Raw genomic sequence first — 15,394 nt, 5'->3', positions numbered from 1 at the left:
CATCTGTTTTCCCTAAACCCGTGTAACATGATAGAATAAGATTACTAGTTTGGAAGACAGGAGTGGAGCTTAAAATGGGTGTACGTTTTATCATCGGCCGGTCTGGAGCGGGAAAAAGCCGTGCATGTCTCGATGAGATTGCAGCTAAATTAAAAAGTGATCCAATGGGTTCGAATATATTTTATCTGGTTCCGGACCAGATGACCTTTCAGCAGGAGCAAGCGCTGATCAGGCAAACCGGTGTAGAAGGAAGTATCCGTGCACAGGTATACAGTCTATCGCGGCTGGCTTGGTATATCCTGCAGGAGACAGGCGGTGCGACCAAGCAGTTCATTACCTCAACAGGTGTTCAGATGATGCTCCGGAAGATTACCGAGGAACGTAAATCTGACTGGAATGTCTTCCAGAAAGCGATCGAGAAGAACGGCTTTATGGGGCAGCTGGAAAGCATGATCACAGAGCTGAAGCGCTATCGTGTTACGCCAGAGCTTCTTCATGCTCAAATCCGGGAAATGGAGCAGTTTCAACAGCAGCATTCCCCTGAAGTTACACTTCGGGATAAGTTGGAGGATATCAGCTATATTTACGATCGCTTGACCGCGCTTTTACGGGATAAGTATATTGACAGCGAGGATCAGCTGCAAATGCTTGCGTCTAAAATACCATTGTCGCGTTCTGTTAAAGGATCGGAGATTTACCTGGACGGGTTTCACCAGTTCACGCCGCAGGAGCTGGAGGTAATCGGTGCACTGATGACAGAAGCCGATCAAGTAACAGTGACACTTACATTGGACGGTGCAAACCGTCAGGATGTTGACGAGCTGGATTTGTTTGCGCGCACACATGATACATTCCTTCAGATTAAACAGACGGCGCAAGAAAGGAATGTGCCGATCACTTCAATCGAGCAGCTCAATCCTGCCGATGGGCGCTTTGGGCATAACCCAGCTTTCCTTCATTTAGAGAAGCACTTGGAGACACGTCCAGCTCCAATGTTGAAGCAGGAAGTACCAATCACCTTGGCGCAGGCAGTCCACCCAAGAGCGGAGGTCGAAGGTGCGGCGCAGGAGATTGTTAAGCTTGTACGGGAGAAAGGTTACCGTTATCAGGATATTGCTTTGCTTCTCAGACAGGCGGATGTATATCATGAGCTGATCGAAACAGTATTTGCGGATTATCATATTCCTGTTTTCATTGACCAGAAAAAGCCGATGATTCATCACCCGCTGCTGGAACTGATTCGATCAGGGATGGAAGTCGTTGATGGTAATTGGCGATATGAAGCTGTTTTCCGCGTATTGAAGACAGGTTTCATCCCATCGACTGATGAAGTTTATCCACTGACAGAAGAAGCAATTGATGAATTAGAGAACTATTGTCTCGAGTATGGTATTCGTTCCAGGGATCGCTGGCTGCAGAAAGAAGACTGGATTTTCCAGCGGTTCCGCGGATTTGATACAACACGGCAAACTGATAAGGAATTGGAAACCCAGAAACGGATCAATCATTATCGCCGTCAAGTTGCGGATGCGATGAAGAAATTTGATCGAAAGCTGCGGGAAGGTAAGACATTCCGTGAGCGCTCGATTGCTGTTTACAATTGGCTGGAACAGCTGCAAGTACCGCAGCGCCTTGAGGGAATGCAAGTTATTTTCGACGATCGTGGTGAGCTGGAAAGAGCAAGAGAGCAGGACCAAGTGTGGGATAGTGTACTTCAGCTGTTGGATGAAGCAGTGGAGATTGTTGGGGACGAACGCGTTTCCTTGCAAGTTTTCCGCCACACAATGGAGACGGGTTTTGAATCGCTTGAATTCGCTCATATCCCGCCAAGCTTAGATCAAGTGATTGTCGGAACGATCGACCATAGTAAGGTAAGCGGACTGAAATGTGCTTTCCTGCTTGGTGTCAACGAAGGCGTATGGCCAATGAAACCGAAGCCCGATGGACTTATCAGCGAGGAGGACCGGGAAGTACTGGCCGTATACGGCTTACAGCTTGCGGCCGGAAGCAAGCGCCAGCTGCTGGATGAGAGCTTTTATATGTACCTTGCATTCACGGCAGCAAGTGAACAGCTTTGGGTAAGCTATCCAATCAGTGATCAAGAAGGAAAGGCGAAGATGGCTTCTTCACTCGTGCAGCGCATGAAAGATTTATTCGACTGGTGCTGTGACGAGCGCATGCTTCAGGATCCGGAGGACAGTCTGGATACGGCTCGTTTTGTTGCTACTATCGATCAGAGTCGTTCTGCTCTTACGACTCAGCTGGCCCGTAAAATGCGGGGTTATCCAGTTCATCCTGTCTGGGATAGTGTACTGAACTGGTTCATCAGCCATGAGAGCGAGGATGAGCTGACAGGGAGGATACTGCAAAGCCTCTTCTATCGGAATGAAACAGAGGATTTGGCGGAAGAGACAAAGGAGCAGCTTTTCCCGAAAAAGGTGAAAGCAAGTGTGTCACGCTTGGAAACCTACTACCGCTGTTCTTATCAGCATTTTGCTAAGTACAGTCTTGGGTTGGAAAACAGACGGACTTACAAGCTGGATGCGCCGGATATCGGACAGCTTTTCCATGAAGCATTGAAGCAGATTACAGATTGGGTACAGCTGGATGGCCGGAATTATACGCAGCTTAACCGGGAAGATGCAACAGGATATGCGAAACGAGCGATGGGCAACCTCGCACCTGTACTGCAGAATCAGATTCTCCATAGCTCCAACAGGTTTAAGTATATCCAGCAAAAGCTTCAGGAAATTATCGCACGTGCTGCCTACACGCTGAGTGAACAGGCACGGCAAAGCAAGTTCTCTCCAGTTGGGCTTGAGCTTGACTTCGGGGAAAATCAGACACTGCCGCCGATTGAGATCACGCTGCCAAATGGCTATGAAGTACAGCTAAGAGGACGTATCGACCGCGTCGACAAAGCAATCGATCAGGAAGATCTGTTTCTTCGTATTATCGATTATAAATCCAGCAGCAAAGCGCTGAACCTGACAGAAGTCTACTATGGTCTCGCGCTCCAGATGCTCGCTTATCTGGATGTTGTTCTGTCTCATTCGGAGCAGTGGCTCGGTCTCCAGGCGACCCCGGCAGGTGTATTATACTTCCATGTGCATAATCCGCTGATTTCGCAATCGAGCAGATCACAGGTGGATATTGAGGACGAGATATTCAAGAAGTTCAAGATGCAAGGCATGCTGCTGGAAAACGAATCTGTTGCCCGTATGATGGACACGTCACTGGAATCAGGTATGAGTAAGATCATTCCGGCAGGCCTGAAAAAAGATGGTGCATTCCGAGCTGGTTCCCAGACGGCAGATCAAGACACTTTCCATGCTTTGCAGCAGCATACTAGATTTTTAATGGAGCAAGCTGGACTGGATATAACAAATGGCGGAGTGCATTTGAATCCTTATCGCCATCATGATAGAAGTGCTTGTACGTTTTGTGATTTCAAGGCAGTGTGTCAATTCGACGCATCACTTGCCGGTAATAAATATCGTGCAATAAAAGATATGAAGGATGAAGATGTACTGAATAGCATCAAGAAGGAGGTGGAACGACATGGTAATGTGGACTGACGAACAACAGCTGGCTATTGATGCCAAAGGACATGATATCTTAGTCGCAGCTGCAGCAGGTTCAGGTAAGACGGCTGTTCTTGTTGAACGAATTATCCAAAAGCTTGTAAATCAAAACGATCCGGTTGATATCGATCAGCTGCTAGTCGTGACTTTCACGAATGCAGCTGCACAAGAGATGCGCAGCCGGATTGGAACAGCTCTTGAAAAGGCTTTGGAGGCAAACCCTTCTTCTCAGCATCTTCGTAAGCAGTTGTCATTGCTGCAGAATGCGTCTATTTCCACGCTCCACTCGTTCTGCCTGGATGTTGTACGCAAATATGCGTATATGCTGGATTTGGATCCAGGTTTCCGTATTGCAGATGACTTGGAAGCGGATCTGATTCGCCAAGAAGTAATTGGGGAGCTGCTGGAAGAATGGTACGGTAAGGAAGGCGAGGAGCAAGCAGCTTTCTTTGGCGTAGTTGATCGTTTCAGTAATGACCGCAATGACCTGGAAGTGGAAGATCTTATTCTGAAGTTATATGATTTCGCTACCCAGAATCCATATCCGGAGGCTTGGCTGGATCAGATGGCAGAACTGTATAATGTGTCTGCTATCCAGGATGAGAATGAACTGCCATGGCTGCAAGTATTGAAACGTGAAGCAAATGATCAGCTGCAGGCGATGCTGCAGGAAGCAGATCAAGGTCTTGCTCTGACACGCGAACCTGATGGGCCGCATCATTACGCAGAAACCTTCGAGGCTGAAAGGAAGTTCATTGCCGAAGCGAAGCACCTTGTGGAAGGCAGCTGGAATGATGCTGTAAGTTTCATAAAAGAGCAATCGTTCGGCAGACTTTCCGGCAAAAAGGTTGAATGTGATGACATGAAAAAATCGCAGGCAAAAGCACTGCGTGATTCTTATAAAAAGAGATGGGGCAAGCTTTCCGGCGATTGGTTTGCTCGAAAGCTTGAAGTCTATTTAACGGATATGCTGGAGCTTTATCCGTCGATCCAACAGCTCGCGTTGCTAGTCAAGCAATTCCGCAGCCGTTATCAATTGGAGAAACGGGAACGGGCATTAGTCGATTTCTCAGATCTGGAGCATTTTTGTCTTGAGGTGCTGATCGATGAAAACAGTACACCGGAACAGATCATTCCCTCAAACATTGCCGAAAGCTATCAGAACCGTTTCAAGGAATTATTATTAGATGAATACCAGGATACAAACCTCGTGCAGGAAACACTTGTTACATTGATTTCTGACCGTTCAGGAAGTGGCAATATGTTTATGGTTGGAGATGTAAAACAGAGCATCTATCGCTTCCGTCATGCTGAACCGACATTATTCTTGAATAAATATAAGGCTTTTTCTGATCCAGAACATCCAGCTATGCGCATTGATTTAGCCAGCAACTTCCGCAGCCGGCAGCAAGTGCTCGACGGAGCAAACTATATTTTTCGACAGCTTTTCTCAGAAGATGTTGGGGAAATGCAGTACGAAAAAGAAGCAGAACTCATCTATGCAAACAAAATGTATGATGACCTGAGACAAGATGATACCGACGTTGAGCTAGTTATTATCAATCGCGACGGTACGGAGGAAGCAGAAGATGCTGACACCGACACCGAAATGGTGGAGGATCTGGAGAAAGCACAGCTGGAAGGGCGAGCATACAGCAGGATGATTCAGCAATGGATCGGTCACGATGGCCACGATGCAATGAAGGTTGTCGATAAATCCACACAGCAGCAACGCGATATTCAATATCGGGATATTGTCATACTGCTGCGCTCCATGACGTGGGCACCGGCAATTGTAGAGGAACTGAAGCAGCAAGGCATTCCAGTATACGCAGAGCTTTCGACAGGTTATCTGGAGGCAATTGAAATAAAAGTGATGATGAGTGTACTGAAAATCATTGATAATCCGCTACAGGACATACCATTTGCTGCTGTTTTGCGATCACCTATCATTGGTCTGAAGGAAGATGACCTTGCCAAAGTAAGACTAGCAGATCAGCGAAGCAGCTATTACGAAGCTGCGAGAGTCTATGTTCGAACGGCGAATGATGAGATCTCTATCAAAATTGAACGCCTGCTGGAGTGGCTGCGCTCCTGGAGAATGGAAGCAAGACAGGGGGCGTTATCAGCATTAATTTGGTCGATCATGAGGGAAACAGGCTACTACGACTTTGTTGGCGGTATACCAGGCGGTCGGCAGCGTCAGGCGAACCTGCGTGCTCTTTATGATCGTGCCCGAAACTACGAGAATACATCATTCCGCGGACTGTTCCGCTTCGTGAAGTTCATTGAACGTATGGAGGAACGAGGAGACGATCTTGGAGCCGCTAAGGCTTTAGGTGAACAGGAAGACGTTGTTCGGATCATGACCATTCATAAAAGTAAGGGACTAGAGTTTCCTGTTGTCATCACCGGTGCGATGGATAAAACGTTCAATCAGCAGGATCTTCGCAACCGCTATTTGCTGCATAAAGATCTAGGATTTGGTAGTAAATATATCGATCCATTGAAACGGCTAATGTATCCAACTTTGATCTACCATGCATTAAAGGCAGAGAAACAGCGGGAAGCACTAGCGGAAGAAATGCGGGTCCTTTATGTTGCTTTGACACGTGCAAAGGAAAAACTCGTCATGGTCGGTAATGTCGCATCATTGGAGAAGAAACTGCAAAAGTGGCGTCAAATTGCTGAGCACCCGTCATGGGTGCTGCCTTCGCATTATCGACTGGAAGCAACATCCTATTTGGATTGGGTGGCACCTGCATTGCTGCGGCATGAACAAGCAACGGAACTGAGAGCTGAGGAGCTATCCCAGCAGCTGCCGACAGAAATCACGGCGGACAGTTCTCAGTGGCGAATTCGTCTCCAAGAAAGCAGAGACTATCTAACTTCTGATGAACAGGAAGAAGAAGCAAACCAAGAGCTGCTTCAACGTATTACTGATTGGTATCCAGGTGAAGAAAATCCAGATTGGAAGGAAGAAGTGGAAAACCGTCTGACTTATCATTACCTGCATACAGAAGCGACAAAGTTCCGGGCAAAGCAGACTGTGACTGAAATTAAGCGTCAGCGGGAAATACGGGACAGCTACAGTGATAGTGGTATAATGAACCGTATTCAGCAAAGAGCTCCGATTGCCAGCAGACCACGTTTCCTGCAAGAATCAAAGGAACTTACACCAGCAGAACGAGGCAGTGCAGTCCATGCTGTTTTGCAGCAGCTCGATATCCGAAAGAAATGGGATAAGAAGAAGCTGGAGGAGTTCCTGCTAGAATTGGTAGATAAGGAATTTTTACAGCAGGATGCTGCAGCATCAATTGACGTGGAGCGGATACTTGATTTCCTAGAGTCTTCAATAGCAGATCGCATACGCCAAGCTGAACACTTCTATCGGGAAACTCCTTTTACACTGGCACTGCCTGCGAACGAACTGTACAACGACTGGACAGGTGCAGCTTCTGACAAGGTAGTCGTTCAGGGAGTGGTCGATCAGATTCTAGTGGAGGAAGATGGACTTGTGCTCCTGGATTACAAAACGGATACACTTTACGGAGAAGATCCGAATAGGAGAGCAGAAATTCTCACAGAGAAGTACCGGGTTCAGATTGAACTTTACGCTAAGGCAATTGAACGGATTTGGAAGAAACCGGTCAAGGAAAGCTATCTATACTTCTTTGATAAAGGCCTCTTGCGACGAGTATAAGAAAAGGAGACAGCAACATTGCTGTCTCCTTTTTCATTTTGGTTGGAGATGTCTTTCCAGCGGGTAATAATCTTTTGCATGGCCGGTAACTTCTGCTAATTGTTTTAGATATTCCAGTAAGCGAATCCGGTCTGCCTGGAAGAAAGCAGAATCTGAGATATGGAGAATTGTGTCTTGGGCGAACTCCCATATTATAGGGAAGTTCTTTTCAGATATAGTATCAGTCATCCGGATGAAAACTTGGATCATTTCCACTATCAAGAGATAATCTTTTTGAGTATAGTGCCGAATCCGTCCGAAACCTTCATGTAGATACGTAGAAAAAGTGACGGTATTATAAACGACTCTTGTCTGTTCCTCTTCATCCTGCAAATAAGGGTGGAGTGTGGTAGATGCATCGATGTTAATCATCAGATCTGCCATTTGATGAAACGTATTGATAGCGGAGGTTGGATCATCATTTCCAATCGACTTGATGGCAATTTCACTTAGTTTGTTCATACTCATATCTACATCTTGTATCTCGGATCGTTTATGCCCGATTTGGATGAGTTTGCTGTACTTCTCGATTTGCACATCCTGCGCTCCGGGTCCGCGATAGCTGAACAAACGATTGCCTTTCAACACGAAGTCACCTGCTTTGGCATCCATCCTTATGACGACATCATCTTTCTTTGCCTGTTTGATCATATCCACAAAGTTAATCAGCTGTATATAACCGGAATTAGATGCTTTGCAAGTGTATCCTGTGTAATCCTCAAATGTATAACCAGGTTCATCACAGCGGTACGGCTCCAGCTCATCAATTAAAGTCGATTGGATGATCCTTTCCGACTCGCTTTTCATGGCATCCACAATATTGTGCAGTTGCATCCATGTTGTTGTATGGTTTACAAATAAAGCAAAACCGATAACTGCCGCCAGTGTGACAAGCGTACACGCGATCGGCACAGCCGTAAAATAATCGCGGGAACTGTTCGTGACAAACAGGAAGGAAATGAGCATAAACACAAAGCTTCCATAAAAAAGCCCAAGAATATGCTGTGTCGTCCTATCGGAGATAAAATTGAAAAGCATGCGCGGCGAATACTCTGAACTGAAACTTGTTAAGACTACTAAAATCGAGTTCAAAGTATAAGCTGCCAAAAGCAGTGTACCGCTGACTAATACACTCACGAGAGTACCAGTATTCGAAGCAGAAGCATTGAAGAATCCCGTTGTTTTAGTTGGTAAATCAAAATATAGATCCAACAGCAGTGGAATCGCTACGAGAAGAAGCGTTCCTGCGATATAGATTGTCGGCATCATCCAAAGATTAAGCTGCGCCTCATGCTTGCGCTGACGCTTTGTCATATGTAGATATTTTCGTAAAGGTCTTGGTAAAAGTTTGATAAGCATATAGGACGCCTTTCTACTTGAGTTTGATCATTGCATTTTACCCTACATTTAGAAGCGGCAAACACCAGGTTTCCATATGAATACCTAGCTGATCATGCGGGTAGAGTAAGGAAAGGAAGGAGTGGTACGATGGCTGACATCAAACAAGAAAAAGGGAGATTTTATATCGGAAATAGTGACCAGCCTGATGCAGAGGTGACATTCACAGAATCTGATGATATTGTCATTGAACATACTATGGTAATAGAGGATAAGCAGGGCGCAGGTATTGGAAAACAATTGATAGATCGAGTCGTAGATTATGCAAGAGAACAAGAGAAACAAATTGTGCCGGTATGTACATTTGCACATGAGATATTGAGTACTGACAAAAAATACGACGGGGTTTGGGAAGGCCCGCTATAAAAAGAGTGGCTCGCATAGTGCGAGTCACTCTTTTTAGTTGTTGATATATTTTTCGTAAACTGCGCCGAAATCATGTGCATGATATTTATGTTTGGTAGATGTCAGCCATTCGAAGCCGAATTCAGTCAATTTCTTGTACGTTTCATCCAGCGTGCCGTCTGTATAACGTGATTGCTGGAGAATGGCTGCTGCTTTATCCAGACTTGTATGTGCCATATCTGTAAATAAGCTGTTTTCATAATTGATCTCTGCAATGCGCAGCAAAGCTTTATATAAATCTTTAAGCTGATCGATCTGGTCTTTCTTAACGTCGATACTGATTACCTGATTATCGATGGAAAATTTAATTTCGATATCCAAATCCACTTTACCGGCTGTTTCCAAATACACGTTGCTGATGCGATGCTGCATATATGGGTAACGGCGAAGAGTACGTTTGGAAGAAACGGCGCTTTCACCGTCAACATGGATGATGGAGAGATTTGTAAAGCAATACTCATCCTGTTTCGTTTTAATCAAAAAGTAGATTTTTTCGTTATCTTCATTCATGACATAATCATCAGCATCCGTCTTATCGTAATCACTTGGAGGAATGATCTTGCCGATATCAGAGAGACCTAGAGCATCAGAAGCTAGTTTCTTAAACATAATTTAACCCTTTCCGCTATGTAGCATGTGATATACTAATTTTAGCAATTTTGACAGAGAGCATCCATATTAATTTTGTGAATGATGCATCTGGACTAAGCGAGAGGCGGAATGAGATGAAAGAAAAAATAAGACCTTTGCCACAGACAAAACGGCTGCATTGGATCGACGCAGCAAGAGGGGCAGCTATACTCGGTATCTTCATGGTAAATGCACCTTCATTCGGTTCTCCCTATTATATGCCAGGAATTGATTCACCTGAATGGGATTCGCCACTTGATACCTTTCTGCTAGGCGGCATCGATATATTCTTTCAAGCTAGTTTCTACACGTTATTTTCCATATTATTCGGTTTCGGCATGCAGCTTATTTTCGATAGCCGGAAACGCGACGGCATTAAACCCGGCTGGTTCCTAAGCAGAAGGATGTTAGTGCTGCTGGGACTTGGAGCAATCCATGCATTTCTTATTTGGCATGGCGATATTCTTTTTACATATGCGATTATTGGATTATTGCTTATTCCATTCCTTTACACACCGAGATGGGTTTTGCTGACGATGATTCCGGTTTTGCTTGTTCCTGTGGTTCTGCTGCTTACGGTTTCAACTCTGGCATTATCAATGCTTGGAGAAGGAATGGATGAAATGCTGTCCAGCACGATGGATATAACAAGCAAGCTGACTGCTTATGGCAATGGAACATACACTGACATCCTGCAGCAGAACATCGCGGACTGGTCAATGTCGAACGGAGTCGGGGGCATAATCGTAGGTATATTTATGCTGCTGCCATTAATGCTTCTAGGTGCATATCTTGCGCGCACGAAGCTGCTTCATGACCCTTCAGCAAACCGACGCAAGCTCATTTGGTTCACTATTATTACTGGATTCCTTTTTCTTGTTCTTAAAGCAGGGCCATACTTAATTGGTGCTCCGCTTTGGCTGAGTTATGCTCAGGATTATATCGGCGGTCCAGCGTGTGCACTTTTTTACCTTTCTTTGATAACGCTACTATCAAATCTCCCTGTATTCAGCTGGATTGCACGTCAGTTAAGCTATGTCGGGCGCATGTCTTTGTCCAATTACTTATTCCAGTCTGTATTGATGTTCGTTTTGTTCTACGGTATCGGCTTCGGCTTATATGCAGAATTTTCCCTGCTAGGCTTTGTTTGCTTTGTTATTGGCGTCTTTGTAATTCAAGTTGTGCTAAGCCGTGTATGGTTCCGTTATTTCACCTTTGGACCTATTGAATGGCTTTGGCGGATACTGACATATGGGAAAATTCAGCCGCTTCGGAAGAAAAACGAACAGCGTGTGTCTTGATGCGGCATTAATGGGAAACATGGTATGATGTACGGGTACATAATAAAAGGAGGCGCACCATGGACGGAATGATACTTACACATATAATAGGCTGGGGACTTGGTCTTCTGCTCTTCTTCTTTGCACTTGTTCTTTATAGCGAGAAGAAAGTAAAGCAGGCAACAATTCCGCATATGATTCTGCGGCTTGATTATCTGCTCATCCTTTATACTGGATTTGTTCTATTATGGAGATATTTTGACGCATCTGGATCATCCTTTACTGTCCAGGCGGTCATTAAGGGAATTGCAGGGCTGATCGTCATCGTCTGCATGGAGATGATTCTCGTGAAACTGAAGAAGGAAAAGTCCGCAAAAGCTTGGTGGATTATCTTCTTCATCGCGCTAGTCATTACATTATTGCTTGGCTTCGGTATCCTTCCGATGGGATTCCTGCCATAAACCTGCCTACTAAGGCAGGTTTTTTTCTTTTGCTCACGTTTAGCGCCACTTTTCATATGTTGTAGAAGTAACGGCTTAATATATGACTTAGGCGAGAAAAGGAGTAGAGCGGGCATATGTGCGGTATAACCGGGTGGGTTAATTTCAAACGTAATCTGGAGCAGGAGAAACCTGTGATCCAAAAAATGGCTCAGACATTATCGAAACGGGGTCCGGATGAGTACAACGATTGGGGAGCACCACATGTCCTGTTCGGTCACCGGCGACTGATTGTAGTAGATGCTGCAGGAGGCAAACAGCCGATGCAGTATACTGATGAGCGCGGGACTTATACATTGATTTATAATGGTGAGCTTTACAACACAGAAGATATTCGGAAGGAATTGAAGCAGCGTGGATGGTCCTTTCAAGGGCATTCTGACACGGAAGTGCTGCTTAAGAGCTATGTTGAGTGGCGGGAAGCGTGTGTCGAGAAATTCAATGGGATATTTGCATTCGCTATTTGGCACGACAAAACGGAAACCCTCTTTTTTGCAAGAGATAGATTAGGTGTAAAACCACTCTTCTATATGGAACAGGATGGCGGGCTGTTGATCGGTTCAGAACTGAAAGCGATTCTTGCTCATCCAGAAGTGGAAGCAGTGCTTGACAATGAGGGGGTTTCAGAGATCTTGGCGCTCGGTCCGTCTCGGACACCTGGGCATGGTGTTTTCAAAGGCATAAAGGAATTGCGGGCAGCTCACATAGGGAAATTCGATCGGAACGGTTTGAAGCTGACTCGGTATTGGAATGTGGAAAGTAGAGAGCATACAGATTCTATAGAAGAAACTGCTGCAAAAGTAAGGGAATTACTTACAGATTCTGTCATACGGCAGCTTGTATCGGATGTACCGCTCGGCACCTTTCTTTCAGGCGGAGTTGATTCTAGCGCAATAACCGCTATTGCAGCGAATCACTATAAGGAAACAGGCAAAGGGCAACTTTCGACATTCTCGATCGATTTTGATGGAAACGATACGTTTTTCAAGAAAAGCGATTTCCAGCCGGCTAGTGACCAGACATATGTTATGAAAATGCAAAAAGCATTTGGTACGAATCATAAGACACATGTGATGGATAATCTATTATTAGCTGGCTCATTAAAAGAAGCGACTATTCTCCGTGATCTGCCTGGTATGGCGGATGTCGACGCCTCTTTATTTTGGTTCTGTGAACGAATCAAGGAGAATGTGACGGTGGCATTATCAGGCGAATGCGCAGATGAAATCTTCGGCGGCTACCCGTGGTTTTACAGAGAGGATGACTTGAACAGAGAAGGCTTCCCTTGGATTCGCTCGGCCCAAGTTCGTAACAGTCTGCTAAAGAAAGAATGGCAGCATGACCTTGATTTGCATGGCTATATGCTTGATAGATATCAAGATACAATTGATGAAACACCACTGCTGCCAGGTGAGGAAGCGGAAGCAGCAAAACGGAGGCAGATGTTTTATTTGAATATGCATTGGTTCATGCCGACATTGCTCGATCGAAAGGACCGGATGAGCATGGGAGCAAGTTTTGAAGCCCGAGTTCCGTTTAGTGATCATCGATTGGTGGAATATGTTTGGAACATCCCTTGGGAAATAAAGACGTATGGCAATAAGGAAAAGGGCATACTTCGAAAAGCACTCGAAGGAATTTTGCCGGATGAAGTACTTTATCGGAAGAAAAGTCCATATCCAAAAACACATAATCCGGTTTATACGGCTGCTGTCGTTCAGTGGATGGAAGAAATCCTTCGGGATGATGATGCGCGGCTATTTGACTTATTTGACCGGAAATCCATTGAGGCACTTGTCAAAAGTAAAGGTCAGGATGTGACTGCTCCGTGGTTCGGTCAATTGATGACCGGTCCGCAGTTGCTTGCGCATCTAGGACAGATTGACTTTTGGCTGCGGCATCATGATGTGAAGATTCGTGTATGACTTTAGGGGCTATATTAGCTCCTTACATAATAAAACTATTTTCATCCAGAGTGATTTCGGCTATAATGATTCGCGGGCTTAGCGCAGGAATAGCTTTCAGCCGTTCTGCGCAAGCTTTTTAATGTATGGGACTTTAAGGAGGTACATAATTGTTCTATTTTGAAGTGAAACGTATTGTGGTAGTTATATTCGGAGCCTTGCTCAATGCGGTGGCACTGAATTTCTTCCTGATACCTGCAAGTGTATATGGCAGCGGCTTTACCGGAGCTGCACAGCTCTTATTCGATTTCTTTGCCCAAGTTCTTGGCATCACCTCAATCGGTACAGGGATCTGGCTTTTCTTATTGAATATCCCCGTAGCGATTCTAGGATGGATGAAAGTGGGCAAAGGCTTTACCATTTATAGTCTCTTTTCAGTTGCTTGTATGACAGTTATGCTTGAGCTGCTTCCGATTCATGCTCTATCGGATGATATTATCCTGAATGCTGTATTCGGCGGCGTTATTGCTGGTGTCGGTGTTGGACTGACATTAAAATGGGGTGCTTCTACTGGAGGAATGGATATTGTCGTCATGATTCTGTCTCGTCTGAAGGATAGACCTGTTGGCACGTATTTCCTACTGTTGAACGGGATCATCATCATTTTGGCAGGTGTCCTCAATGAACCGGCGAATGCCTTGTATACGCTAGTCACCCTGTATGTCTCGACTCGAGTAATCGATGCGATTCATACCCGCTATGAGAAGGTGACTGCAATGATTGTCACAACAAAGGCGGACGAGCTATCTAAAGCGATTTATAATAAAATGGTACGAGGTATTACGATTATTCCAGTCCGAGGTGGTTACACACAGCAGGATAAAAATATGCTGATGCTCGTTATCACCCGATATGAATTGTATGATTTGGAACATATTATTAAAGAAGTGGATCCATCAGCTTTCATGAACGTTGTAGAGACAGCTGGTATCTATGGATTCTTCCGTAAAGATAAATAAAAGCTGAGGAGCATTCTGGCTCCTCAGCTTTTTTTAATAGCCTGCTTCTTCCATGACAGCGACGACTTTCGCAGAAAGCTCGTCCCAATCTGCGTTTGGCAGCTTGTTAATTGTAATGAAATTTTGGAAGCCGAAAACATTATCGACACCTTCCACTGTCATTAGCTGATTCATGATAGCGTACTCGCTCGTTTGTCCAGGCATGACAGACACACTGCCGTTGCCTTCAAAGATAATTTTATCAGTAGTGAATTTCTTCGCATTCGGATTCGGGGTATTTTCCACTCTTATACTCATGCTATTGGCCTCCTAGCGTCCATACTTACCACTATCATAGCAGATAGAGAACGATTTAAAAAGTGGGAAATAACTTGCTTAAGCAGAAACGGGGTTGGGTAGTGAATAGGTAAAGAGGAGGAATATTCGATGGTGATTCGTATTTTATGCATTGGTGGTATAGCTGGTATTGCGCTGTCAGCCTGGATGTATCTTTGGCAGCAAATAACGGCTATTAAGGTTTATACACTATTGTTTAATGTCGATTTTATCCCTTTTATTCGACAGGTGGATTGGAATGATTATATGCTCAATCTCTTTCACATTATTATTTCCTGGGCAATTGTCCTAGTTTACTTCTTGTCGAAAAAGAAACTAGGGAGAAACAGATGGATAATCGGTATTGGTTTAAGTCTCTGCACTGCCTGTGTTTATTTTCCCTTATCACTTCTAGCCAATCAGCCCGTACCAGCTGTGGATGATTGGTTGGCTATTATTATCTGGTTTTTCGGTCACTTACTATATGGTCTCCTGATAGTAAAACTTACTGATTTATTTTATAATAGTAAATTTTTAGGGAAACAAAGCTGAAGGTTTTTGTTGTGATATAATCAACCTGCAATCTTAGCTATTACACCAAGAGTTAAGTGCTTAAT

At 44.7% G+C, this 15,394-nt stretch carries 11 protein-coding genes; 8 read left to right on the top strand and 3 right to left on the bottom strand.

Annotated elements, in window-relative coordinates; all coding sequences use genetic code 11:
- Positions 1-74: 74 nt before the first annotated feature.
- Both addB and addA read left to right on the top strand, forming a co-directional pair.
- Positions 75-3,578, top strand: coding sequence for a helicase-exonuclease AddAB subunit AddB (gene addB / locus CHH48_RS12585; RefSeq protein WP_095219493.1), 3,504 nt, complete (start codon positions 75-77; stop codon positions 3,576-3,578).
- A complete protein-coding gene (gene addA / locus CHH48_RS12580) occupies positions 3,562-7,287 on the top strand; it encodes a helicase-exonuclease AddAB subunit AddA (protein WP_095219492.1) in 3,726 nt (1,241 codons plus the stop codon). Before addB ends, addA begins: the two co-directional genes overlap by 17 nt.
- Positions 7,288-7,320: 33 nt before the next feature.
- On the opposite strand, the gene CHH48_RS12575 is transcribed toward addA, so the two are convergent.
- Complete coding sequence (locus tag CHH48_RS12575) at positions 7,321-8,640, bottom strand: DUF2254 domain-containing protein (RefSeq protein WP_175074357.1); 1,320 nt, start codon at positions 8,638-8,640, stop codon at positions 7,321-7,323.
- Positions 8,641-8,814: 174 nt separating this feature from the next.
- On the opposite strand from CHH48_RS12575, the gene CHH48_RS12570 reads away from it, so the two are divergent.
- Positions 8,815-9,090: a GNAT family N-acetyltransferase gene (locus CHH48_RS12570; RefSeq protein ID WP_038559312.1), complete on the top strand. Its 276-nt coding sequence runs from the start codon at positions 8,815-8,817 to the stop codon at positions 9,088-9,090.
- A 33-nt stretch (positions 9,091-9,123) separates the two neighbouring features.
- On the opposite strand, the gene CHH48_RS12565 is transcribed toward CHH48_RS12570, so the two are convergent.
- Positions 9,124-9,738 (bottom strand): PH domain-containing protein, encoded by a 615-nt coding sequence (locus CHH48_RS12565; protein ID WP_038559315.1) that lies wholly within the window; start codon positions 9,736-9,738, stop codon positions 9,124-9,126.
- Positions 9,739-9,854: 116 nt separating this feature from the next.
- Here CHH48_RS12565 and CHH48_RS12560 point away from each other — a divergent pair, with 116 nt between their 5' ends.
- From CHH48_RS12560 to CHH48_RS12545, 4 genes are all read left to right on the top strand, one after another.
- Positions 9,855-11,060: a DUF418 domain-containing protein gene (locus tag CHH48_RS12560; protein ID WP_095219490.1), complete on the top strand. Its 1,206-nt coding sequence runs from the start codon at positions 9,855-9,857 to the stop codon at positions 11,058-11,060.
- Between the two features lie 59 nt (positions 11,061-11,119).
- Positions 11,120-11,500, top strand: a complete 381-nt coding sequence (locus CHH48_RS12555) for a DUF1516 family protein (protein WP_245840377.1) — start codon at positions 11,120-11,122, stop codon at positions 11,498-11,500.
- Between the two features lie 116 nt (positions 11,501-11,616).
- The gene (asnB, locus tag CHH48_RS12550; RefSeq protein ID WP_095219489.1) at positions 11,617-13,464 is read left to right on the top strand and encodes an asparagine synthase (glutamine-hydrolyzing); all 1,848 of its coding nucleotides are present in this window, start codon (positions 11,617-11,619) and stop codon (positions 13,462-13,464) included.
- Between the two features lie 149 nt (positions 13,465-13,613).
- Positions 13,614-14,462, top strand: a complete 849-nt coding sequence (locus CHH48_RS12545) for a YitT family protein (protein WP_038559323.1) — start codon at positions 13,614-13,616, stop codon at positions 14,460-14,462.
- 33 nt (positions 14,463-14,495) lie between these two features.
- Here the strand turns inward: CHH48_RS12545 and CHH48_RS12540 are convergent, their stop codons facing one another.
- Entirely contained in the window at positions 14,496-14,759 is a 264-nt protein-coding gene (locus CHH48_RS12540) for a NifU N-terminal domain-containing protein (RefSeq protein WP_095219488.1), read from the bottom strand.
- Between the two features lie 129 nt (positions 14,760-14,888).
- Between CHH48_RS12540 and CHH48_RS12535 the strand changes: the two genes are divergently transcribed.
- Positions 14,889-15,329 (top strand): hypothetical protein, encoded by a 441-nt coding sequence (locus CHH48_RS12535; RefSeq protein WP_095219487.1) that lies wholly within the window; start codon positions 14,889-14,891, stop codon positions 15,327-15,329.
- Positions 15,330-15,394: the final 65 nt, after the last annotated feature.

The sequence above is a fragment of the Terribacillus saccharophilus genome, assembly GCF_002272075.1.
In the GTDB taxonomy this organism is placed as follows: Bacteria; Bacillota; Bacilli; order Bacillales; family Amphibacillaceae; genus Terribacillus; species Terribacillus saccharophilus_A.
This window is presented reverse-complemented; position numbering and strand designations above follow the sequence as displayed.